The sequence below is a fragment of the Bacillus sp. FSL K6-2971 genome (genome assembly GCF_038006405.1).
Taxonomy (GTDB): domain Bacteria; phylum Bacillota; class Bacilli; order Bacillales; family Bacillaceae; genus Bacillus; species Bacillus pumilus.
The window spans coordinates 2,718,603-2,742,395 of sequence record NZ_JBBOVD010000001.1 but is presented as its reverse complement, the minus strand read 5'-3'; the positions used below and the strand labels follow the sequence as shown (position 1 = coordinate 2,742,395).

26 protein-coding genes and 1 pseudogene are annotated in these 23,793 nt (G+C 41.1%); 21 read left to right on the top strand and 6 right to left on the bottom strand.

What is annotated here, in order from left to right; translation table 11 throughout:
• The first annotated feature begins 102 nt into the window (after window positions 1-102).
• From MHI33_RS14625 to MHI33_RS14595, 7 genes are all read left to right on the top strand, one after another.
• Window positions 103-768 carry an O-methyltransferase gene (locus tag MHI33_RS14625; RefSeq protein ID WP_003216230.1) on the top strand — a complete coding sequence of 222 codons (666 nt, stop codon included), beginning with the start codon at window positions 103-105 and terminating at the stop codon, window positions 766-768.
• A complete protein-coding gene (locus MHI33_RS14620) occupies window positions 765-1,694 on the top strand; it encodes a peptidase U32 family protein (RefSeq protein ID WP_065098504.1) in 930 nt (309 codons plus the stop codon). Before MHI33_RS14625 ends, MHI33_RS14620 begins: the two co-directional genes overlap by 4 nt.
• Window positions 1,695-1,714: 20 nt before the next feature.
• Window positions 1,715-2,983 carry a peptidase U32 family protein gene (locus MHI33_RS14615; protein WP_065098503.1) on the top strand — a complete coding sequence of 423 codons (1,269 nt, stop codon included), beginning with the start codon at window positions 1,715-1,717 and terminating at the stop codon, window positions 2,981-2,983.
• A 7-nt stretch (window positions 2,984-2,990) separates the two neighbouring features.
• Complete coding sequence (gene udk, locus MHI33_RS14610) at window positions 2,991-3,623, top strand: uridine kinase (protein WP_065098502.1); 633 nt, start codon at window positions 2,991-2,993, stop codon at window positions 3,621-3,623.
• 824 nt (window positions 3,624-4,447) lie between these two features.
• Window positions 4,448-4,921 (top strand): transcription elongation factor GreA, encoded by a 474-nt coding sequence (greA, locus tag MHI33_RS14605; protein WP_003216248.1) that lies wholly within the window; start codon window positions 4,448-4,450, stop codon window positions 4,919-4,921.
• A gap of 50 nt (window positions 4,922-4,971) precedes the next feature.
• Window positions 4,972-6,714 carry a peptidoglycan D,D-transpeptidase FtsI family protein gene (locus MHI33_RS14600; RefSeq protein ID WP_340912170.1) on the top strand — a complete coding sequence of 581 codons (1,743 nt, stop codon included), beginning with the start codon at window positions 4,972-4,974 and terminating at the stop codon, window positions 6,712-6,714.
• 67 nt (window positions 6,715-6,781) lie between these two features.
• Entirely contained in the window at window positions 6,782-7,447 is a 666-nt protein-coding gene (locus tag MHI33_RS14595; RefSeq protein ID WP_340912167.1) for a YrrS family protein, read from the top strand.
• A 34-nt stretch (window positions 7,448-7,481) separates the two neighbouring features.
• Here the strand turns inward: MHI33_RS14595 and MHI33_RS14590 are convergent, their stop codons facing one another.
• A complete protein-coding gene (locus tag MHI33_RS14590; RefSeq protein WP_034620637.1) occupies window positions 7,482-7,685 on the bottom strand; it encodes a YrzA family protein in 204 nt (67 codons plus the stop codon).
• A gap of 186 nt (window positions 7,686-7,871) precedes the next feature.
• Here MHI33_RS14590 and MHI33_RS14585 point away from each other — a divergent pair, with 186 nt between their 5' ends.
• From MHI33_RS14585 to MHI33_RS14555, 7 genes are all read left to right on the top strand, one after another.
• Window positions 7,872-8,513 carry a class I SAM-dependent DNA methyltransferase gene (locus MHI33_RS14585; protein ID WP_340912165.1) on the top strand — a complete coding sequence of 214 codons (642 nt, stop codon included), beginning with the start codon at window positions 7,872-7,874 and terminating at the stop codon, window positions 8,511-8,513.
• Between the two features lie 15 nt (window positions 8,514-8,528).
• On the top strand, window positions 8,529-9,224 hold the full coding sequence (gene mtnN, locus MHI33_RS14580; RefSeq protein WP_044139580.1) for a 5'-methylthioadenosine/S-adenosylhomocysteine nucleosidase: 696 nt from the start codon (window positions 8,529-8,531) through the stop codon (window positions 9,222-9,224).
• A 46-nt stretch (window positions 9,225-9,270) separates the two neighbouring features.
• The gene (locus MHI33_RS14575) at window positions 9,271-10,194 is read left to right on the top strand and encodes a PLP-dependent cysteine synthase family protein (protein WP_340912161.1); all 924 of its coding nucleotides are present in this window, start codon (window positions 9,271-9,273) and stop codon (window positions 10,192-10,194) included.
• A gap of 1 nt (window position 10,195) precedes the next feature.
• Entirely contained in the window at window positions 10,196-11,344 is a 1,149-nt protein-coding gene (locus tag MHI33_RS14570; RefSeq protein WP_340912158.1) for a bifunctional cystathionine gamma-lyase/homocysteine desulfhydrase, read from the top strand.
• A 72-nt stretch (window positions 11,345-11,416) separates the two neighbouring features.
• Window positions 11,417-11,647: a YrhC family protein gene (locus MHI33_RS14565; RefSeq protein WP_041815772.1), complete on the top strand. Its 231-nt coding sequence runs from the start codon at window positions 11,417-11,419 to the stop codon at window positions 11,645-11,647.
• 446 nt (window positions 11,648-12,093) lie between these two features.
• A complete protein-coding gene (locus MHI33_RS14560) occupies window positions 12,094-12,228 on the top strand; it encodes a YrzI family small protein (protein WP_065098496.1) in 135 nt (44 codons plus the stop codon).
• A 166-nt stretch (window positions 12,229-12,394) separates the two neighbouring features.
• Window positions 12,395-12,550 carry a hypothetical protein gene (locus MHI33_RS14555; RefSeq protein ID WP_223250656.1) on the top strand — a complete coding sequence of 52 codons (156 nt, stop codon included), beginning with the start codon at window positions 12,395-12,397 and terminating at the stop codon, window positions 12,548-12,550.
• Window positions 12,551-12,593: 43 nt separating this feature from the next.
• Here the strand turns inward: MHI33_RS14555 and MHI33_RS14550 are convergent, their stop codons facing one another.
• Entirely contained in the window at window positions 12,594-12,650 is a 57-nt protein-coding gene (locus MHI33_RS14550) for a YjcZ family sporulation protein (RefSeq protein WP_269793919.1), read from the bottom strand.
• Between the two features lie 335 nt (window positions 12,651-12,985).
• Between MHI33_RS14550 and MHI33_RS14545 the strand changes: the two genes are divergently transcribed.
• The 7 genes and pseudogenes from MHI33_RS14545 (at window position 12,986) to MHI33_RS14515 (ending at window position 20,499) form a co-directional block, all read left to right on the top strand.
• The gene (locus MHI33_RS14545; protein ID WP_065098495.1) at window positions 12,986-13,588 is read left to right on the top strand and encodes a class I SAM-dependent methyltransferase; all 603 of its coding nucleotides are present in this window, start codon (window positions 12,986-12,988) and stop codon (window positions 13,586-13,588) included.
• A gap of 420 nt (window positions 13,589-14,008) precedes the next feature.
• Window positions 14,009-15,223, top strand: coding sequence for a formaldehyde dehydrogenase, glutathione-independent (gene fdhA, locus MHI33_RS14540; RefSeq protein ID WP_050943691.1), 1,215 nt, complete (start codon window positions 14,009-14,011; stop codon window positions 15,221-15,223).
• Between the two features lie 159 nt (window positions 15,224-15,382).
• Window positions 15,383-15,724, top strand: a pseudogene (locus MHI33_RS14535) (alanine:cation symporter family protein); the annotation flags it as partial.
• Window positions 15,721-16,878, top strand: coding sequence for an iron-containing alcohol dehydrogenase (locus MHI33_RS14530; protein ID WP_065098493.1), 1,158 nt, complete (start codon window positions 15,721-15,723; stop codon window positions 16,876-16,878). The pseudogene MHI33_RS14535 and the gene MHI33_RS14530, both read left to right, overlap by 4 nt.
• A gap of 167 nt (window positions 16,879-17,045) precedes the next feature.
• A complete protein-coding gene (locus tag MHI33_RS14525; RefSeq protein ID WP_065098492.1) occupies window positions 17,046-17,795 on the top strand; it encodes an SDR family oxidoreductase in 750 nt (249 codons plus the stop codon).
• Window positions 17,796-18,167: 372 nt separating this feature from the next.
• Complete coding sequence (locus tag MHI33_RS14520) at window positions 18,168-19,388, top strand: MFS transporter (RefSeq protein ID WP_065098491.1); 1,221 nt, start codon at window positions 18,168-18,170, stop codon at window positions 19,386-19,388.
• 70 nt (window positions 19,389-19,458) lie between these two features.
• Window positions 19,459-20,499, top strand: a complete 1,041-nt coding sequence (locus MHI33_RS14515; protein WP_003216411.1) for a 2,3-butanediol dehydrogenase — start codon at window positions 19,459-19,461, stop codon at window positions 20,497-20,499.
• 155 nt (window positions 20,500-20,654) lie between these two features.
• Here MHI33_RS14515 and MHI33_RS14510 read toward each other — a convergent pair whose 3' ends face one another.
• Genes MHI33_RS14510 through MHI33_RS14495 form a run of 4 tightly spaced genes read right to left on the bottom strand, consistent with a single transcriptional unit; the run spans window position 20,655 to window position 23,698 of the window.
• Window positions 20,655-21,368, bottom strand: a complete 714-nt coding sequence (locus MHI33_RS14510) for an amino acid ABC transporter permease (protein ID WP_065098490.1) — start codon at window positions 21,366-21,368, stop codon at window positions 20,655-20,657.
• 13 nt (window positions 21,369-21,381) lie between these two features.
• On the bottom strand, window positions 21,382-22,080 hold the full coding sequence (locus MHI33_RS14505) for an amino acid ABC transporter permease (protein WP_003216763.1): 699 nt from the start codon (window positions 22,078-22,080) through the stop codon (window positions 21,382-21,384).
• Entirely contained in the window at window positions 22,077-22,937 is an 861-nt protein-coding gene (locus MHI33_RS14500) for an amino acid ABC transporter substrate-binding protein (protein WP_065098489.1), read from the bottom strand. Before MHI33_RS14500 ends, MHI33_RS14505 begins: the two co-directional genes overlap by 4 nt.
• Complete coding sequence (locus tag MHI33_RS14495) at window positions 22,934-23,698, bottom strand: amino acid ABC transporter ATP-binding protein (protein ID WP_445661779.1); 765 nt, start codon at window positions 23,696-23,698, stop codon at window positions 22,934-22,936. The genes MHI33_RS14500 and MHI33_RS14495 overlap by 4 nt, the downstream gene beginning before the upstream one ends.
• Window positions 23,699-23,793 lie beyond the last annotated feature (95 nt).

Genomic DNA, 23,793 nt, shown 5'->3' with positions numbered 1-23,793 from the left:
TATATCGGGTTGTTTTACTTAGATGAACGAAAGATTGACGAGAAAGAGAGCTGCAACAGGCAGGACTCTTCTTTTTCAGGTCATGAAGGAGCTAGACAAATAATGACTATCGAAGATGATCAAATGAATGATTATATTGAACATTTAATTCACCCAAGTCCTGATGCAATCGCTCAATTAGAGGCATATGCAAAAGAGCATCATGTGCCAATTATGGAAAAGGTGAGCATTGAACTTTTACTGCAGCTGCTGTCGATGAAAAAGCCGAAGAAAATTCTTGAGGTTGGGACAGCGATAGGTTACTCCGCCATTCGAATGGCGACAGCTCTACCAGCTGCTGAAATTTTTACGATTGAGCGAAATGCGAAACGCTATGAAGAAGCGACACGGAACATTGAGGAATTAAAGTTAAAAGAAAGAATACACGTGTTCTTTGGTGATGCCATGGAATCGGCTAAAACAGTCCAAACGATGGCGCCCTATGATGTGATCTTTATTGATGCCGCAAAAGGGCAGTACAAACGTTTTTTTGAGCTGTTTGAACCGATGCTTGCTCATGACGGAATGATTATTACAGACAACGTATTATTTAAAGGCTTAGTGGCAACGAACTATGAAGAAGAAATAGAAGATAAACGAAAAAAACAATTAATTGGAAAAATTGATCGATACAATCAATGGCTTATGTCAAACCCTGATTTCCAAACGTGCATTATTCCAGTGGGAGACGGGATCGCCATTAGTACAAAAAGAGGTGACCAATCATGAAAAAACCAGAATTGCTTGTGACGCCAAGCAAGGTGTCAGACGTACTGCCATTAATCGAGGCGGGAGCTGATGCATTCTTAATAGGCAAACAAACATACGGTATTCGTCTTGCAGGCGAGTTTTCAAGAGAAGATGTGAAACAGACGGTTGAGCTTGCACATGCGCATCACAAAAAAGTGTTTGTGGCGATGAATGCGATTTTTCATAATGATCGTGTGCAGCTTCTTGGAGATTACTTAACCTTTCTCGACGCATTAAACGTAGATGGCGTCGTTTTTGGAGACCCAGCAGTGATCATGGCCGCCAAAGAAACAGGGGTAAGCCTGAATCTCCACTGGAGTACAGAAACGACTGGGACAAACTATTACACTTGTAACTACTGGGGCAGAAAAGGTGCAACGCGTGCTGTTCTTGCCAAAGAACTGAATATGGACAGTGTCATTGACATCAAAGAAAATGCCGAGGTGGAAATCGAAATTCAAGTCCATGGCATGACATGTATGTTTCAATCAAAACGTACGCTCATTGGCAACTACTTTGAATATCAGGGCAAACAAATGGACGTCGAAGGCAGAAATATGGAGGAAGGACTATTCCTTCATGATCAAGAGCGTCAAAACAAATACCCTATTTTCGAGGATGCAAACGGCACTCATATTATGAGTCCAAATGATGTGTGTATGATTGACGAATTAGAGGAATTTGTTGATGCAGGCATTGACTCCTTTAAAATTGACGGAATTTTAAAGTCACTTTCTTATATGACAGAGGTGACGTCTCTATATAGAAAAGCAATTGATTTATTAGCGACTGACAAAGACGCGTATGAAGATCAGAAAGAGGACTGGGTGAAGCGGATTGAAGAGATTCAGCCAGTGAATCGTTCGATTGATACAGGGTTCTTCTTTAAAGAAACGGTTTATTAATATAAGAGGAGGCAGAGGAAATGGCACTATTGAAAGACGGTATTTCTGAAATGATTGACGGGAAACGTGTCATTACAAAAAAACCAGAACTGCTTGCACCAGCAGGAAACTTGGAAAAGCTGAAAATTGCTGTACATTACGGAGCAGACGCGGTCTTTATTGGCGGAAAAGAATTTGGGCTTCGCTCAAATGCCGATAACTTTTCAATTGAAGAAATGGCTGAAGGTGTCGCATTTGCAAACAAATACGGTGCACGAATTTATGTGACGACGAATATCTTTGCCCACAACGAAAACATGGACGGGCTGGAGGAATACCTTCAAGGGATTGAAGGCGCTGGAGTAGCGGGCATTATTGTGGCTGACCCGCTGATCATTGAAACGTGTAAACGTGTCGCACCGAAGCTTGAAGTCCATTTAAGCACACAGCAATCTCTTTCGAACTGGAAAGCTGTTCAGTTTTGGAAGGAAGAAGGGCTTGAGCGTGTGGTGCTGGCTCGCGAGACAAGTGCGCTGGAAATTAGAGAAATGAAAGAAAAGGTCGATATTGAAATTGAAACGTTCATTCACGGTGCGATGTGTATTGCTTACTCTGGCCGCTGCGTGCTCAGTAACCATATGACGGCAAGAGATTCTAACCGCGGGGGCTGCTGCCAGTCCTGCCGCTGGGATTATGATCTTTATAAACTAGAAGGTTCTGAGGAAGCGCCATTATTTGGAGAGGAAGACGCACCATTTGCGATGAGTCCAAAAGACTTAAAGCTTGTCGAATCCATTCCTCAAATGATCGAAATGGGAATTGACAGCTTAAAAATCGAAGGACGGATGAAATCAATTCATTATGTAGCAACTGTCGTGAGTGTGTATCGCAAAGTCATCGACGCCTATTGTGCGGACCCAGACAATTTTGTCATTGAAGAGGAATGGTTAGATGAATTAGATAAATGTGCAAACCGCGATACAGCACCAGCCTTTTTCGAAGGTGTACCAGGTACGGATGAGCAAATGTTTGGTATTCATGGAAAGAAAACGACATTTGATTTCGCAGGTCTCGTTCTTCATTATGATGAAAAAGAACAAATCGTCACATTGCAGCAGCGTAACTTCTTTAAAGCTGGTGACGAAGTCGAATTTTTCGGACCAGAAATTGAGAATTTCACATGCAAAATTGAGACGATTTGGGATGAAAAAGGAAATGAACTAGATGCCGCTCGTCATCCGCTGCAAATCGTCAAATTCAAGCTCGATCAAAAAGTATACCCTAGCAACATGATGAGAAAGGGGAAATAACAGGCACATGAGGAGTAAACCAGTTGTCATTGGAATTGCTGGCGGCTCGGGTTCAGGTAAAACGAGCGTCACCAATTCAATCTATGAAAAATTTAAAGGACATTCCATCCTCATGCTTCAGCAAGATTTATATTACAAAAATCAAAGTCATATGCCATTTGAAGAGCGTCTGCTTACGAACTATGATCATCCGCTCGCATTCGACAATGACCTGATGTTTGAGCATTTGGAACAGCTCTTAAGGTACGAATCCATTGAAAAACCAATATATGATTTCAAGCTCAACACACGTTCAGAAGAGACTGTCCATGTTGAACCAAAGGATGTTATCATCGTTGAAGGCATCTTTGCACTAGAAGACGAACGCCTAAGAGACTTAATGGATATTAAACTGTATGTCGATACAGATGCAGATCTACGCATCATTCGCCGCATTTTACGCGATACGAAAGAAAGAGGCCGTTCAATCGATTCTGTGATTGAACAGTATGTATCTGTTGTCAGACCAATGCATAATCAATTCATTGAACCGACGAAGCGATACGCTGACATCATCATCCCAGAAGGCGGCCAAAACCATGTGGCGATTGACCTCATGGTGACAAAAATTCAAACGATTCTTCAAAGCCGAGCAGAGTAACTGATGTTGAAAAGACCTTTACATTGTAAAGGTCTTTTCAACATCATCCAGCGTGTAGACAAACCCTCGCATTCGGTGTCAGTCCTGTGCGCCGATGCTCACGAATATTAAATTCGCTCCGCTTCTGTGCTCGTCCTTCCTAGAGTGCAAAGGTTTTCTATCACGCTGAAAAGAAGACAAAGAGCTAAAATAAAAACCATTTTAGCCCTTTGTCAACATCAGCATAAAGAGAGTAAATACCAATATTTCACTTGTTTCTAAAAGTAGAAGCTGCTTAAATATTTTAAGAAGTAACACTTTGAATGAAAGATTTGATATGATAGGAAAACAATGATGTGAAATAGATGTAGAAAAATGTCGTTTTCAAGCTGAATATTGAAGTGGTTTCGATTTTGTAAAAGTATATTAAAAAAACGACAAACAAACCATCACAAATTTTCAAACAATTCTTGATCAAAAAGCAATTATGTAATAATATAGCATAGACATATCGTACACTGACCATATTATGTATTGGGAAGATGGAGAATGGATAAGCTATTCTTCTACATATGATCGAAATGGCGAACGAGGTACAGGAGCTTCCTGTGCCTTTCCACAGTTTGTGCGATGAAGATAGATCATCTTTGGGCCACTGAGAGTGGTTCTGTCTGAAAAAAGGCATAATAGTTGCATCTAAAAGGGACGCCATGTAAGATGGACTTTTACAAATATGGGACAGAAGGAATGAGGGCATGAAGAAGTCCTCATTCTTGTATATTTCAGTCGTCACTCACGTGCAGAAAGTATGTATGATGAGGATTAATAGAAGGAGTGAATGATTCATGGCACAAGAGAAAGTATTTCCAATGACAGAAGAAGGAAAACGAAAATTAGAAGAAGAGCTTGAACATTTGAAAACGGTTAAACGTAAAGAGGTTGTAGAGCGAATTAAAATTGCTAGAAGCTTTGGAGACCTCTCTGAAAACTCGGAATATGATTCTGCTAAAGAAGAGCAAGCGTTTGTAGAAGGGCGTATCACTACGCTTGATAATATGATTCGCAATGCCAAAATTATCGAAGATGAAGGAAACTCAAATATTGTCTCACTTGGTAAAACAGTCACTTTCGTTGAATTACCAGACGGAGAAGAAGAGTCTTACACAATCGTCGGAAGTGCAGAAGCTGATCCGTTCGAAGGAAAGATTTCAAACGATTCACCAATTGCAAAAAGCCTGTTAGGCAAACAAGTAGACGACAAAGTAACCGTTCAAACACCTGGCGGAGAAATGTTCGTCCAAATTGTAAAAATTTCATAATTACGTTTATACGATAAACACCTCGTCCACAATAGGGACGAGGTGTTTTTATGCGCAAAAAACGTAGAATTCAATGGACAGGTGCTGTTATTTTTATGCTGCTGCTTGGTCTTCTCATCAGACTGGCAGAAATTCAACTGTTTTTCACAGAATCTTTTTCAAAGCTTGATATCAATTTAATACAAGAAAGTGTCAAACAGCGTACAGAAGAAGTGGTCATTTCAGATGGCCGCGGTGAATTTTTAGATCGAAACGGCGAGGCGCTTCTCACAAAAGAACAGCCTGCAGTGATCTTATTTCCTTTCCTGCAATATGATCTTCCTCATTTAAAACAAACCGCCTCTATTCTTGAGATGAAAGAAGATGAACTCAAAAAACAGCTGACAGAAACCAAAAAACCTCTCATTCTCAAAGATGACATCACGAAAAAAAAGCTGAAAGACATCAATGATATGAAATATTCAGGTGTGTACGGCGTATATATGAAAGAGAAGGACAAAAAAAGACTTGCCCTCCACACATTAGGCTTCACGAGTGAAAATCCAGAATTGCTCAGAAAGCGTTATCCTGACAAAAAAGAGCTTTCCATCCGTACAGAAATCGGCACTTTTGGGCTGGAAAGTACCTTTGACGAATTTCTATTACCCGAGCAAGACACAAAATTGTTATATCATGTGGACGGAAGGGGAAACCCTTTGTTTGGGATGGACGTCAAATATACAGCAGAGGCTCATTCATTTTATCCTCTTCAAGTTCAAACAACAATTGATGAAAACATGCAAGCTGAAATGGAGAAAGTTCTGAAAGACCAAGGCGTCGAAAAAGGCGGGGCCGTTCTGCTCGATATTGAAAGCAGCAGTGTGCTGGCGATGGCAAGTACGCCAAACGTCACAAGCAAAAACCGGCATGAAGCAAGAAATTACATGCTGACTGCCATGGCACCAGGTTCTGTCTTTAAAACCGCTGTACTTGCCGCAGCAATCGAAAAAAACCTCGACCAGCCACAAACGATGTATGACTGTCGAAAGAATTTATATGGAGAGCCAGAAGGAACGCAGGAAGTGCTGAATCTGTCTGAGAGCTTTTCGCAGAGCTGTAATTATACCTTTGCAACACTTGCTGACAAGCTGATCCAAACAGATGATCAAATCATCGAAAAGACGGCTGCAAAGCTTGGACTCATTGATCGAGCTGGCTGGGAAGGGGATGTCTATCATAAGCAGCATTTCAAACAGTTTGATCGTGAAGAAACCGGCAATGTGTGGGGGGATAAAAGAGACAAGCATGTCAAAAAAGCCATTGCTCAAACCGCAATAGGGCAAAAAAATGTCAAAACGACTCCTTTGCAAATGGCCAATATGATGGCGTCGATTGCGAGAGGCGGAGAACGAAAAGAAGTGAAAATCGCTGAAAAAGTGCTGTATCAAAACGGAACAACGATGTTAACCTTTCAAAACAAACGACCAGAAGGAGGCAGTATTGACCGCTATACAGCTCAAAAGCTGCAAAAGTACTTAAGGCAGGTGGTGACATCTGACAAAGGAACAGGAAGAAGGTTTCAAGACCTTCCATTTGATGTGGCGGGGAAATCAGGCACTGCCCAAACCGGCAGTAAAGATAAAAAGGGGAATCCGCTTTATCATAAATGGTTTGCTGGATACTTTCCGGTGGAAAAACCAAAATACGCCCTAGTCGTTGTTCACCTTGATGAGGCAAGTGGCCGGGCTAAGACAAATGATGCGTTTTATGATATTGTAAAAAAGGTCAACGAAATTGAAAAGAAACAGACATAGAACATTCCTTCATGTCATGTTAGAATAGTAACGACTTAGGGAACAGAGGCAAAGGAGTGCAGAGATTTTGAGTAGAAATTCTCGATTTGAACATCGTGATAAGCGCAGAAAGGCCAATATGGTGCTTAACATATTAATTGGTATCGTTGTGGTGCTTATTTTGGTGGTCGCAACGAGTTTATTAATTTTTAATAAACCGAAAGACACAGATGTAGCGAAAGAACCATCTAAAACAGCGCCTGCAACAAGTGAAAATAAACAAAAATCAGATGAAGATGTGAAAGATCAAAAGAAAGACACATCCGATGATTCAGATGCAACAAAAGATGACTCATCTGATCAAGACGACGATACGAAGAAGTCAGATGATGAAAAAGAGCCTAATAAAGATGCGTTAAAAGATGCCAAAGAAACAGATGGCGGCAAAACGAGTGACGTAGACAAAACATACGAAAGCGATGACTGGGAGCCTGTAGGAACAGAGCAATCCGGTTCACATACAGCAACCTATGATTCTAACTCAGAAGACTGGAAAGAAATGATGAAAGCCATGTCCTATGCGACGGGAATTTCAGAAGATCAAATGACAGTTATTTGGTTAGGAAATAACGGAGGCCCTCAAGATGCAAAGGGAACCATCCGTGACAAATCAACAGGCGAACGCTACCGCGTGGAAATCACATGGATAGATGAAAAAGGCTGGAAACCTGTAAAGGTTGAAAAATTAAAATAAACATAAAAAAAGATAGCAGCCATGCTATCTTTTTTTAGATATTCGCCTTAAAATGAACAACCGCTGTATACAAAATCCGGTCATCGATCACAGTCGTTTGATGACTGACAGAATGAACGGTCAGCAGAATTGCCTGATTATGTTCAATTTGTTTTTGGATCTTTTGTTCAAGTTCTTTTAAAGACGATGCTTCAAAGAATTCAATTTTATCCTTTAGAAAATCCAACTGAAAATCCATTTGATTCACCTCTCCATACTCTTCATTCATCTTAATCTCTCTCCTTTAAAAGAGCAAATATTTTTCTACCCCTCCCAGTATTTTTTAGTAGGAAAGAAACTGAAGATGTGGTAGGATAGGAACTGTTCGACGAATTAAAACATACTATACGCATAGGAATAAATAGATAAAGTGGAGGGAAAGAAAATGGGACGTGAGTTTCTTTCTGTATTTGATCATTGGGCTGACTCTTATGACGACACGGTAAGTGGTCATGATGAGCAGTATGAAGAAGTGTTTCGCCGGTATCCGTTTATTTTAAAAGAAATTGTTCGCCGTGTAGGTCAAGATGTTCTTGAGTTTGGAAGTGGCACGGGGAATTTAACAGCGGCACTGCTCGCAGCTGATAAGAACGTATTTGGTGTTGAACCATCAGACGCCATGAAGAAAGCGGCTCTTCAAAAGGGTATACCCGATGTGTTTCATGATGGGGATTTTTTATCATTTCCAGCGGCGCCATTTGAGCCTGATACAATTGTCAGTTCATATGCTTTCCACCATTTAACGGACGAAGAAAAAAAACAAGCCATTCACACCTATAGCAACATCCTTCACTCAGATGGTAAAATAGTCTTTGCTGATACAATGTTTCAAAATCAAGCAGCACATCAAGCTGAAATTGACAAAGCGAAAGCGGCAGGATTCGATCAGCTTGCTGAGGATTTAGAAACGGAATATTATCCATCCATCGATGTGCTAAAGCAAATCTTTGAAGAAGAAGGTTTTAGTACGTCCTTTCATCAAATGAATGATTTTGTTTGGATCGTAGAAGCGAAGAAAAGGGAATGAAAGGATGTTTTTGATTTGAAAATCGCAGTCATAGGTGCAATGGAAGAAGAAGTGACGATATTAAGAGATCAACTAAAGAATGCTACACAAGAAAACATCGCTGGGTGTGAATTCACAACAGGTGTTTATGAAGATAAAGAAGTGATTTTATTAAAATCAGGGATTGGAAAAGTGAATGCAGCGGTTAGCACAACACTTCTGCTTGACCGCTTTCAGCCGGATTATGTGATCAATACAGGATCAGCTGGCGGTTTCCATCACACATTAAATGTAGGGGATATTGTCATCTCTACTGATGTTAGACATCATGATGTGGATGTCACGATCTTTAATTACGAATACGGACAAGTACCAGGATTGCCAGCTGCTTTTGTTGCAGACGAAAAGCTTGTGAAGCTGGCAGAGGAATCGGCTTTAGAGATCGATCATATTCAAGTGGCAAAAGGTACGATTGCAACTGGAGATTCGTTTATGAATGATCCGGGTCGTGTAGCGTTTGTGAGAGAGAAGTTTCCAGAGCTATATGCGGTGGAAATGGAAGCCGCAGCCGTTGCACAAGTTTGCCAGCTCTTTGGAACTCCATTTGTTGTCGTTCGAGCGCTATCTGATATTGCAGGGAAAGAATCCAATGTCTCATTTGATCAATTTCTTGAGCAAGCAGCGATTCACTCAACCGACCTTGTCTTGCGTATGATAAAGCAAACTCAATAAAAGAAGGGGATTCCCCCTTCTTTTCCATACAAAGGAAGGGAATCATATGGCTGTCATACAGGATATTACAGAATTAATTGGCCGCACACCGCTTTTAAAACTGTCAGGAATCGGCATCCCGGAAGGTGTAGAGGTATATGCAAAGCTTGAAATGATGAATCCGGGTGGAAGTATTAAAGATCGTTTAGGTGATATGCTCATAAGAGAAGCATTGGCATCTGGCAAATTGCGCCCTGGCGGAACCATCATTGAAGCAACTGCTGGAAACACAGGAATTGGGCTTGCCCTCAGTGCAAGAAAGCATCAATTGCGGACTATTTTTTGCGTACCAGAACATTTTAGTCAAGAAAAACAACAGCTCATGAAGGCGCTCGGTGCAGACATTATTCATACACCAAGAAAAGAGGGCATGAAGGGTGCGATTGATCGAGCCCTTGAACTAGAGGCAAGCCTTGACAATGCCTATTGCGTTTTACAATTTAAAAACCAAGTAAATCCATTGACTTACTATAAAACGCTTGGTCCAGAATTATGGTCCGACCTGCAAGGAAACATCGATGTATTCGTGGCAGGAGCGGGATCTGGCGGGACTTTTCAAGGGTGTGCTGCCTATTTAAAAGAGCAGCATCCTGCGTTAAAAACAGTTGTTGTCGAACCTGAAGGATCGATTTTAAATGGAGGAGATCCGGGTCCGCATAGAACGGAAGGAATCGGCCTTGAATTTATCCCAGATTATATGGAATCTGCTTTATTCGATGAGATATATACCGTCAGTGATGATGATGCTTTCCAAATGGTGAAAGAAGCTGCTGAAAAAGAAGGCGTTCTCATCGGGAGTTCTTCGGGTGCCGCGTTATTTGCCGCTTTAGAAGAAGCGAAGAAGGCAGCACCTAGGACAGTCATCGTCACCATTTTTCCTGACAGCAGTGAACGGTATTTAAGTAAAGGCATTTATGAGGGAGGAAAATAAAATGAAACCAAAAACAATGATGATACACGGCGGAACAACTGGTGATGAAAAAACGGGCGCTGTGTCTGTACCTATATACCAAGTGAGCACATATAAGCAGCCGAAAGCAGGCGAACATACAGGATATGAATATTCAAGAACTGCGAATCCAACAAGAACGGCACTAGAAACCGTCATTCGTGACCTTGAAGGAGGAGCAAACGGCTACGCATTTGGTTCAGGAATGGCTGCCATTACGGCAGTGATGATGCTGTTTAACAGCGGAGATCATATTGTCCTGACAGATGACGTATACGGCGGAACGTACCGCGTCATCACAAAGGTACTCAACCGTATTGGCATTCAAGCGACCTTTGTTGACACAAGTGATCCTGAAGCAGTGAAAAAGGCGATTTTACCTGAAACAAAAGCGGTTTACATTGAATCACCAACCAATCCTTTACTGAAAATGACTGATCTCAAAGCGATCGGCCAATTGACAAAAGAAGCCAACATCTTAATGATTGTTGATAATACATTTTTCACACCTTATTACCAAAGGCCGATTGAATATGGGGCGGACATCGTTCTGCATAGTGCCACTAAATATTTAGGCGGTCACAGTGATGTCGTAGGTGGGCTTGTTGTAACAGCGACGGAAGAGCTTGGGGAAGAACTGCATTTTGTTCAAAATTCTACTGGTGGAATTCTTGGACCGCAGGATTCATGGCTTCTCATGAGAGGAATCAAAACGCTTGGACTAAGAATGGAAGCACATCAGCAAAATGCACAGAAAATCGCTGAGTTTTTAGAACAACATCCAGCAGTCACACGTGTTTATTACCCAGGTCTTGATGCTCACCCTGGACATGAACTTGCAAAAACGCAAGCATCAGGCTACGGCGGCATGATCTCTTTTGATATTGGAAAAGAAGAACATGTCGATGTGTTTTTAAGTCAGCTTAAGCTGTTTACGATCGCAGAAAGCCTTGGAGCGGTTGAAAGCTTAATCTCTGTTCCTGCTCGAATGACTCATGCGTCCATTCCAAAAGACCGCCGCGAGGAGCTTGGCATCACTGATGGGTTAATTCGTATATCCGTCGGGATTGAAGATGTGGATGATTTACTGAATGATATGAAGCAGGGACTAAACGCACTAGTGAATGGATAGATTTACATGCCACTACCTTTCTTTTACTATGTTAAGCTATCAATAGACATGTTAAACAGGAAGGTGATTCAAGTGAAGAAAAAGTGGAGTGGTTTAGTGACAGATTACAAGCAGTACGCTTTTATTTTGCTTGCTGTCAGCACCTTTTTATATATTGGTACGATCATACCAAACCAACACATCGAAGCATCTCCAAAAATGCTGATGATGGGAATTGATTGTGTTTTCTTATTAGCAGCTTTTCTTTGTGTGAGACGCGCGATCTTTTTTCAAAAGAAACTGCAAGAACTAGATGAAGATTAATTCGAAAAGTCTCCTCATTTACGTGAGGAGGCTTTTTTGATTGTATTGGACAATCGGACAAGAATAAATGTAGAAATTTAGTCAAACACACAAAAATCATCTTTTTTACTAAAAACAGGTTTACAAAATGGTGCTTGCTGGATATACTAACAAAGTAATTAAAAACGTAAAGGAGGCTGAAGAATATGTTATTCGTTTCTATTGTCATCAAATCAACAAATAATTTCATCATGTCATCAGCCTGTGGAAGAGCTCGTGTCCTTCCTTTACCTTATACGGTGCACACGCTTCAAAACTGTTAAAGTAAACGAGGATTTTACGTATCATCCATTGCAGGTTGGAAGACACTGTCTTTTGATCTGCATTTTTGTGTGCCCGCAGGTCAACTGACAAAGAAGATCTGCGGGTTATTTCGCGTGCTGCGAACTGAAGGGAGGTGAGCGTATATGACAATCCATTTATTTTTTATCACATTGACGATCCGACGAAAATACAAAGACATTGAAACAGTTCTTTATGAACAACAAGTCGAAACATTTTATGAAGAAATGAAGCAGAAACAACTAGAGTATATGAACTAAAATACGAAAAGAAAAATGCGAAAAGGAGGAGATTGACATGTTTATGATGCTTGCAATGCTTAATTGTTATACTATGGAGAAGGATCAGGTTTAGACACGCTCCACATTGATCATCTGCACATATGATATCCGTAAAAGGAGAGTGTGAGGTGATCAACGAATGTCGATGTCACCATATATGAGGTTTCCGTCAGTGGGGCACGGGTATACATCCATTCCGCATTCCTTAAAGCATGGATACGGTAATCCGTACCGAATGCAAAGAGAGCAAGAGGAAATGCTCAGACAATATATGTATCAGTACCGAGCTTATTGGTATTAAAGAAAAGGAGCAGGAAACGTTATCGTTTCCTGCTCCTTTTACATTAGCAAATCCAACTTGCACCGATGATGATCAACAAAATGAACAGTACAACAAGCAAAGCGAATCCGCCTGCAAAACCGCCACCGTAACCACCGCAGCCTCCAGAATAACCGCCACCAAAGCCCATAATCTAGCACCACCTTTATCTAATCAAGATACATTCATAAAATATGCAGCTCATGCAGAAAACGAAATCAATCTGAGCACAATTAATGAAAACGCCTATTCGGATTAAATTTTTTAAAGTTCTGCGAAACATTTTCTGAAAAGATGCCGTCTAATCAATAACAAATAATTAGGACTAGGTCTTAAACTTTGTTAGGCGTGAGCCGATATGAAAAGTAAGAAAATTCGTAAATAGTTTTATTTACTGGAGCAAAGCAGGTGTTAACATTGATTCAAAGCTGGATTGGAAAACAAATGAGGGAACCAAAAGGCTTGTTCTCAAAATGGGTTGCCCGCTATATGGAAAAAAATCATCATAATATCAATGAATGGACGATTCAACTCTTAAATATACAAGAAAATGACCGGATTTTAGAAATCGGTACTGGAAGAGGCATGACATTATCGAAGGTAGCAGAGAAACTTGATCGCGGTAAAGTATATGGAGTGGATGCCTCTCGTCATATGATCAAATATGCAAAAAGAAAACATAAGAAGCTTGTGGAACAGGATAAAGCCGTCGTGACTCTTGGTAAAGCCGAGCATTTACCTTTTGAAGACAGATCATTCAATAAATTATTTACGGTGCAGACCATTTATTACTTGAAGGATATTGAGCAAGTCATGAAGGAAGTGTACCGTGTTCTTCAAGTGGATGGAGAAGTATTCTTATCTTTCCAACAGCAGGAACTGATGAAGGAACAAAAGCGGTCACAATCTTTTTCATCGTATAGTGAACAAGAGATTAGCCGCCTATTTTCAGCGTATCACTTCAGAGAAGTTTCGGTTTATCACTATGATACATACATCTGTATCAAAGCGTTAAAATGATGAAAATATTTCCCAGGTAATGAACAAGCATTCTAAAAGAGGCTCTTCGTGAGAGGAGCTTCTTTGCGTGTAATTGAATCATGTTTGAACGAATTAAAAAAGTCTCTTCACCAGAAGAGACTTTTGTATATGATGTAGGCGCCAGCCAGGTGTGTAAGGAATGATAGTATATATAAGGAATTTGTTTGTCGATTAAGGATACCTGTCTGGCTTATTTCTTATATCGACACCGTTCTTCAAAAGTTTAGCTTTTTTTTCAATATTTTCTTTTTTATTTGACTGGAAGATACATTTTTCTCTCCGTGATAGACATTTTTCGCTTTTTTTTTATCAATTGTGCCATTTGGAGCAGGGAATTGCTTCATAAATAGAGAAAATTGTAGAGACTTCATTTTTAAACAAAAAGGGAGGAATGAAAACATGTCGGGAAACAAAGGTGTCGTTTATAAAGGAGCAGGAAATGTAGCAGTTGAGGATATTGGATACCCTGATTTGATTTTAAGAGATGGCCCGGGTGTACCGAAAGCCAATGTGGGGCGCAAATGTGAGCATGGCGTCATTTTAAAAGTAGTGACGACGAATATTTGCGGAAGTGACCAGCACATGGTGAGAGGTCGTACGACTGCGCCTGCAGGACTAGTCCTTGGTCATGAAATTACAGGTGAAGTCGTTGAGGTTGGACGAGATGTGGAGTTTATTCAAAAAGGAGACCTTGTGTCTGTTCCCTTTAATATTGCTTGCGGACGATGCGTCATGTGTAAGGAACAAAAAACCCATGTGTGCTTAAATGTAAACCCGGACCGTCCAGGCTCTGCCTATGGATACGTCGATATGGGCGGATGGGTTGGCGGCCAATCCGAGTACGTCATGGTCCCATATGCAGATTTTCAGCTGCTCAAATTTCCAGACAAAGATCAAGCGATGGAAAAAATACTTGATCTGACGATGCTTTCCGATATTTTCCCGACAGGTTTTCACGGTGCTTATACGGCTGGAGTAAAGCCTGGTTCAACCGTATATATAGCCGGTGCAGGGCCAGTAGGTCTTGCCGCAGCGCATTCCGCTCAGCTTCTTGGCGCTTCTACGGTCATTGTCGGTGATTTGAATGAACAAAGGCTGGAGCAGGCCAGAAGCTTTGGCTGTGAGACGATCAATTTAAGAAAACATGATCGAATCGGCGAACAAATCACCAATATCTTAGGAGAGCCAGAAGTAGACTGTGCCGTCGATTGTGTCGGCTTTGAGGCTTCAGGTCATGGAGATCAAGGAGAAGCGCCTGCAACCGTTTTAAATACAATTATGGATATTACCAAAGTTGGCGGTAAACTTGGAATCCCAGGGCTTTACGTCACAGAAGACCCAGGTGCAGTGGATGCTGATGCAAAAGTTGGATCACTGAAAGTGCGAATTGGACTCGGCTGGGCAAAAGCCCATACCTTTGTGACAGGCCAAACCCCTGTCATGCAATATCACCGCAGTCTAATGAAATCCATTTTAAGCGGAAGAGCACAAATTGCCAAAGCCGTGAATGCGACCGTCATTAACCTTGATCAAGCCCCTCAAGGATACAGCGACTTTGATTCGGGTGTGGCGAAGAAATTTGTCATTGACCCGCATGGGATGATTTCTAAATAATGAATCAATGAGAATAATCGAAAAAACTTACGGGAGAGTGTATCCTGTAAGTTTTTTTGTGTAAATAGACTTTTAAGATTCAGAGTAAATATAAGAAACAAAACATACACTGATTAGCTTTGTTTAGTTATTTAGAATGATCAAATCTCTTCAGTAAGTGCCAATATCGGTTTTATCCATAACAGTGTAACAGCGCTATTGATGTATCGAATTATGGTATTAATGATGATCATGTTTGGGGCTGTGGCCAACTTACAAATCGTTTGGACTTTGGCCGACTTGTCGATGGCCATTATGGCAATTGTCAATTTGATTGCAATTGCTATCCTAGGAAAATATGCTTTTGCCGCTTTAGATGATTATATTCAACAAAGGCTGTTAGGCAAAAATCCTGTCTTTTATGCATCTAGCATTCCAGGTTTAAAAGAAATAGAGTGGTGGGGAGCAGAAAAACAAACGGCTCACTTAACAAACTTAAATGAAGGAGTAGAAAAATCATGATGAATTTTGAATATCATTGCCAAACAAAAATGATGATGGGGACTGGTCAATCAAAAGAAATCGGATCTATAGTAGAGAATATTGTATTGCCGGGCGCCACAGTGATGATTGTGACAGATTCTGGTGTGAGAAACGCAGGGCTCATTCAGCCTATTGAAGCGTATTTGCAGGAAGCCGGTTATTCCGTTTTTATATTTGATCAAGTATCTCCAAACCCTAGAGATAATGAATGTCTAGCTGGTGCAGAGCTCTTTAGAAAAGAACAAGCATCAGCGGTCATTGCGATTGGTGGCGGAAGTCCAATGGATACGGCGAAAGCGATTGCTTTATTAGGTCCAAATGGCGGCATTCCTGAAGATTATATATCAGGGAAGAAGGCGTATGCTAATCTATCTCCATTAATTTGTATCCCAACAACGGCTGGTACTGGTTCTGAGGTGACCCGTTCATCTGTCATTACGTTAGCTGCTTCACATAAAAAAATCACATTAAAGCATGGCTTGCTTCGGCCAACCATTGCGATTTTAGATCCTGCTCTTACATTGACGGTGCCAAAAGGCATAACAGCCGCAACAGGCGTGGATGCATTGGTACATGCTATTGAAGGCTATTCATGTAAAGTAACAAATCCTATTTCCAAAGCAATGGGTTCAAGTGCAATGGAGACAATTGTAAAATACTTACCCAAGGCATATGAAAATGGATCTGATCTAGAAGCGAGATATAAAATGCAGGAAGGGAGCTTACTTGCTGGCTTATGCTTCGGTTCAGCCGATGTCGCAGCCGTTCATTGCTTAGCAGAAGCACTTGGTAGTCTTTATGATACACCTCATGGTATCGCAAACGCGGTATTTTTGCCTTATGTTATGCAATTCAATGCAGTTGAAAACAAGGTACTACACGCAGAGCTTGCCAAAATAATGAGCTTTGCAGATAAAACGGACTCAGATGATGTGGCGATTCAAAAATTAATTGATGGCATGTATACATTCACAAAAAATTTAGGTATTCCAGCACTAAAAGACTTATCTTATGTTAAAGAAGAGGATTTTGAAAAAATGGCTGAATTAGCAGAACAAAACGGCTCTACATCAAGCAATGTTCGTACCGTTACGAAAGCCGACTACTTAGATATTTTAAAGGCTGCTTTTTAAATTCACCATATAGAAAAATAGAATGATCAATGAGTTCCCTAGGAACACCTTCCTCATGACACGATCACTTGGAGGGTGTTCTTTTATGTTTCATGTGGCTAGGTATCGTCTATATATGAGTGGTATGATAGACGACAACATCTGATGGAGAAAGGGTTGGATAAACAATGAAATTTCACAATAAAACCGTTATCATCACAGGCGCAGCCAATGGAATTGGTGAAATGATCGCCTGGGGCTATGCTAAAGAAGGAGCACGAGTGGTGCTTGCGGATATAGATGAAGAGAAGGGTAAGCGCTTGGAGGAAGAGTTAAAAAAAGAATCATTAGAAGCTTATTTTAAGAAAACGGATGTGAGGCAAGAAAAGGAGATTCAGCAGTTCATGTCGTTTGCGGCGGAGCGCTGTAAAACGATTGATATTCTCATTAATAATGCTGGTGTCATGTGCACAGTATCGCCTTATGAATTAACGCTTGATGAGTGGGATCGTGTGTTACAGACGAACCTAAGAGGGACTTTTTTATGTGCAAGAGAAGCAGCACGTTATATAAAAGAGAATCCAAAAGGCGGTTCTATTGTGAACATTTCATCCACCCGAGCGACCATGTCAGAGCCAAACACAGAAGCATATGCTGCATCAAAAGGTGGAATATCGGCGCTGACTCATGCCTTAGCGGCTTCTTTTAGTCCGGATCATATCACGGTGAATAGCATTTCACCTGGATGGATTGAAACGATGGATGAGGAGAATCTTCGAGAGATCGACCACAAGCAGCATCTTTCCAATCGAGTCGGCACGCCAAAGGATATTGTGAAGGCTTGCTTTTATTTAACCGATGAGGATAATCAATTTGTGACTGGCACAGATTTAGTCGTTGATGGCGGCATGACGAGAAAGATGATCTATGCTGATTAACTCGAAAAAAACATTGACGCTTTGATCAAGGCGCTGTACAATATGTAACAATTCAGCTGAAGATCGTGATGAAATAAAGACACAGCGCAAATAGAGAAGAGTACATCATGAGCCGTCCCGCACAGAGAACTCCGTGAAGCTGAGAAGGAGCCGGGCAGCATGATGGAACCAAGCCTCTTAGCTCTTCACCGGATTCCTTCGGATGGTGGTGCAGCGACATTCTCCCGTTACAGAGATGGGTTCATGATGACCTGCTAAGGTTCATCTGGCAACAGATGAATAAACTGAGGTGGCAACGCGGAGTAAATCCCGTCCTCAAGACAGAAATGTCTTGGGGGCGGGATTTTTTTATGACAAATAGGGGGAAAAGCTATGAAAAAACATTGGCGGGATATGAGTTTGCTTCTTGGAGCCATCGGAATTGCGAACATAGGAGAATGGATTTATATGATTGCTCTCCATCTGCTTATTTTTCAAGAAACGGGCTCTGTGCTGGCTGTCACAGCCGTCTATATGCTGAGACCGGCTGCGGCTCTTTTGACAAACAGCTGGTCTGGCAGTTTGATTGACAGGCTGAATCAGCGGAAAGTGATGATCAGCTTAGATATCAGCCGGGCTATCCTGATCGCATGTATACCCTTTGTGTTATTTTCAGGACATCTGCTTACCCTGTATGTGATGATGTTTCTTATTCAAATGGCACAAGCGATGTTTCATCCAGCTTCGATGGTCTATATGACAGGATTGATCCCGGCGAATAACCGAAAACGGTTTAATGCCATTCGCTCATTATTACAATCGGGTGGATTTTTACTTGGACCCGCTGCAGCAGGTCTGCTTTTTTTAATCGGTACACCTGTTTTTTCAATTTATATAAATGCGATCTGCTTGTTTGTATCTGCTCTGTTAACGATGTGCTTACCGAATTTGCTCAAACAAGATGCTGACCAAAAGCGCTTTTCTCTTTCGATGTTAAAAGAGGATGCGAAGCTTGTTCTTCGGTTTAGTTTGACATCACGCCAAGTTATGGCGGTGTATTTATTATTTAGTGCCGCTATCACGGTACTTCCTACTGCCATTGACTCTCTTGAAACAGCCTTTGCAAAAGAAGTGTTGCTGTTAACTGATACACAATATGGTCTTCTTGTGAGTATAGCTGGGGCAGGCATTATCGCAGGGGCAGGTCTCAATTCGGTGATTGTGGAGAAGCTGCCTGTTTCGATCATGCTAGGGATTGGCAGTTTGTTTGTGGCATGTGGCTATCTCATTTATGCTTTTTCCAGCACATTGTTTGCAGCCGCTGTTGGATTTTTTATATTAGCATTCTTTTTAGCATTTGCGAACACAGGTTTTATGACTTTCTATCAAACGAATATCCCGGTAGAGGTGATGGGGAGGGTAGCCAGTTTTTATGCTTTGATTGAAGCTATTCTGACGATCATGCTGACAGGTGTCTCTGGTGGACTTGCACATGTTTTATCAATCCGAACCTCCGTTGTCACCGGGTGTGTATGTATGCTTCTTGTCTGTTTATTGCTATGTTTTGTCATCTTTCGTTCATTGACTGGCAAAAAGATAGTGCATCCTACTTAGAAAATTAAAAAAATTATGTTATGATTATTTAAGTAAGTTAATGAAATTGATGAGAAAAGGAGTCTTACACATGAAAGCACTACGCTGGCACGATCAAAAGGACATTCGACTAGAGGAAATTGATGAACCAAAAGTTGCTCCAGGAAAAGTGAAACTTAAAGTAAAATGGTGCGGCATTTGTGGTAGTGATTTACATGAATATCTAGGAGGACCTATCTTCATTCCAGTGAATGAACCTCATCCACTGACAAAAGAAAAAGCTCCTATTACACTGGGACATGAATTTTCTGGTGAGGTTGTTGAAGTAGGAGAAGACGTCAGCAATTACAAAGTAGGCGATCGAGTGGTTGTTGAGCCTATTTTTGCAACTCACGGACATCAAGGTGCTTACAACTTAGATGAAAACATGGGCTTTTTAGGACTTGCCGGAGGCGGCGGTGGATTCTCTGAATATGTATCTGTCGATGAAGAATTACTTCATTTATTACCAGACGAAATTTCATATGAGCAAGGGGCACTTGTAGAACCTTCAGCAGTTGCTTTATATGCGGTTCGTTCTAGTAAAGTACAAGCTGGCGATACAGCGGCTGTGTTTGGTTGCGGACCAATTGGCTTGCTTGTTATTGAAGCATTAAAAGCAGCTGGTGCTACTGATATTTACGCAGTAGAATTATCTAAAGAACGCCAAGAAAAAGCGAAAGAGCTTGGAGCGATCATTGTTGATCCTTCTCAATATGAAGATGTTGTTCAAGAAATTGCACGCCGTACAAACGGTGGCGTCGATGTTTCTTTTGAAGTGACAGGTGTACCTGTTGTATTGAAGCAAGCAATCCAATCAACTAGAATTTCAGGTGAAACAGTCATTGTGAGTATTTGGGAAAAAGGCGCAGAAATTATGCCAAATGACATTGTCATTAAAGAACGTACAGTCAAAGGAATTATCGGCTACAGAGACGTATTCCCATCTGTATTAAACTTAATGAGAAAAGGCTATTTCTCTGCTGATACGCTCGTCACAAAGAAAATCAAGTTGGATGATGTGATCGAAGATGGTTTCCATGCATTAATCAATGAAAAAGATCAAGTGAAAATTTTAGTTAGTGCTGAATAGTAAGACAACGAAGGGGAATGGCAAAAGCCATTCTCTTTTTTATTCATAGTGATCAATCAATGGAAAGAGCAGGACAATTTCCTTTAACATACTTAAAAAAGGTGAATAAATGGATCAAAAAAAGTCGATCAGGTTCTCGTGCCTGATCGACTTTTTTATCGTCCAAGAGATCTTCCGTACACGCTGACTCGTTTCTCTAATAAAGCAAAAGCGAGTTCAAAGAAAATGCTCAGCAGCCAATAGATCAACGCAGATACGAGGTATGTTTCTAAAAACTGATAGCCATCATTTGCAATAATCCGGGAAATACCCATAATTTCAAGTACACCAATTGTAAACGAAAGAGATGTAGCTTTTAATAACTGAATGAGCTGATTTCCTAGATTCGGTAAGGCAACCACAAATGCCTGTGGCAAAATAATGCGCATCATTGCTTGGCGTGTCGTCATCCCCACAATTTTTGCTGCTTCAAGCTGCCCTTTGTCTACCGCAAGAAGTGCACTCCGAACAACCTCTGTTAAATGGGCGGCTGAATGGAGGCTGAATGTCATAAGGGCAACAGCTAATGGGGAGACCATATCTGGATGAAAGGTCAGCCCGAATGTATCGTTCACTTTGGTTAGAACAAAAGGAAGTCCATAAAAGAAAGCGAACAACTGAACAATAAGAGGTGTTCCTCTAAAAAAGGAGACATAAAGCGTCACAAGCTGCCTGAGTACAGGAATGCGAAAGAGACGAATGAAAGCAAAAACAGATCCAATCATTAGGCTTACAGCCATGGAAACGAGTGCAATCAATAAAGTAAAAGGAACGCCTTTTAGAATAAGAGGTACTTGGTCAATCGCAAATGGAATATCAATGGTTTGCATCAAAATTGCCTCCTTAACGTGACAGGCTGGTGCGGCCTTTTACAAATTTCCTTTCAAGCAGCATGGTGATCAGTTCAATACTCATACAAATGAGCCAATACACAATCGCAATGATCACATACACCTCAAACATACCGATTCCGTAGTTATTTCCTAAGATGATCTTCACCTGTCCCATGATATCAATGAGCCCGATTGTAAAGGCAATCGCTGTGTCTTTCACGAGATCAATGGTGTAATTTCCGAGGTTCGGCAGTGCAATGAGGAAGGCCTGCGGGATAATGATCCTAATCAACGCCTGTGTATCTGTCATCCCAACAATGTAGGCGGCCTCGAGCTGATCCTTCCCGACAGATGAATACGCACTGCGAAAGACTTCAGATAAATAAGCGCCCGTATGTAAAGAAAACGTCATCATTACAAATAGCACACGATCCCAATGATTGATTTGAATCCCTGCCACAAGCAAAAGCTGAGGCAGGCCAAAATAAATCAAGAAAAGCTGAACAATTAAAGGCGTACTCCGTGTAAAAGATAAATAAATAACAGCCAATTGCTTCAGTACTGGGATTTGTTTGATACGAATACATGCAAATAGCAAGCCGATGATGATGGCAAAAAACAATGACACGATAATAATGAAAAAAGTGAGTGGCAGGCGTTCAAGCACCTGTAAAAAAATGCGCAGCCAATCTCCAGCTGTAAACGTCATGACGCTTCCTTCCTTTCTTCATTTTGATCGCCTTGCTCTGAGATGTCATCAATATCTTGAAAGAAATCAACCCCAAACCACTTTTTCGCCAGCTTAGGCAGTGTTCCATCATCAATCATCTCTTGGGTGATCCGGTCCAAATCTTCTGCAAGCTGCTTCTCGCTTGGCTGTAAGACAAGATAGATAGGCTCCTTTGACACAATGCCGCCAACTTTGACCTTTAGGTTTAAATGCTTTTGAATGGTATCAAAGGTTGAAATGTTCATAAATGCTGCATCGGACCGTCCGCTTTCAACGCGCTTTAAGTTAAGTTCATTTGAAGGGCTCTCAATAGTCGTCAGCGGAATATCCGGATCATGTTCTTTATTATATTGATTTAAAATCGAACGCAAGCCTCCGCTAGGGCTGACAGGAGCCAGCTTTTTAGATGTCATGTCATCAAGCGATCGAATCTCCTTGTCTGATTCATTCACAATTAAACCTGTCATCGAATAACCATACGGGACCTTAGGGTAAAGGAAACGCTTTTCACGTTCAGGATTACTAAAAAACCAATTAGCCGCCATTTCAAACTTCCCTGCGCCTACACCAATTAAATTGGATTCTTCCTCGCCAAAAATGTAATCAAAATGTACGTGAGGAAGTCTTTTTTCCATTTCATTTAAATAATCAATGTTATAGCCAATCGGTTCGTTTCGGTCATTTGTTGCTAAAAAGGGTGGATTGACCTCTGCACTCAGTGCGACTTTTACAATTTTTCTACCATCATCTGTCGTGGTTTTCACACTGCTGCAGCCCAGCAGAGAGAGAAGAAACAGAAGGACACCGGCCATCATGAATACTGTCTTTTGTTTCATTTGTCTTTCTCCGATTCTTGCCACATGCCGCGATGAATTCTTGATAAAAATTGTTTCGTTCGTTCATGCTGTGGCTTCAATAGGACGTCTTCTGGTGAGCCTTTTTCAACGATTTCGCCATCTGCCATAAAGATCACCGTATCCGCCACGTCCTTTGCAAAAGAAATTTCATGCGTCACAATGACTATTGTCATCCCTTGGCTCGCAATATCTTTGATCATTTCAAGAATTTCTCCTACCATCTCTGGGTCCAGTGCCGACGTAGGTTCATCAAACAAAAGCACTGAAGGGGTCATCGCAAGTGCACGGGCTATGCCAATTCGTTGCTGCTGACCACCGGATAATTCACTCGGAAATGCATCCTTTTTATGAAGCAGTCCAATCCGCGTTAAAAATTGCTCTCCGACCTTTTCTGCTTCTTTTTTAGACATGTTTTGAGACACGATCAATCCTTCTGTAATATTTTCAAGTGCTCGTTTATTCTGAAACAAGTGATAATGCTGAAACACCATAGAGGATTGCTGCCTGAGTTTTAGCAGATCTTTTTTATGATATCGTTCAAATTGGATCGTGGCTTCACCAACCGTCAGCTCTCCTTTGTCTGGAATATCGAGGCTGTTTAAGCTGCGAAGAAGTGTTGTTTTTCCTGATCCGCTCGGTCCAATAATGGCGACCACTTCACCTTCTTGTACGGTGAAATCAATGCCTTTTAACACATGGGTCTGCCCATAAGATTTATGTAGATTAGTAGCTGAAATCATAAAAGCATCACGTTCCTTTGACATATGTACTTAATATTGATAAAATTTAACACATTAAATCCTATAAGTAAAGTGTGTTTTATTTATTCCGATTG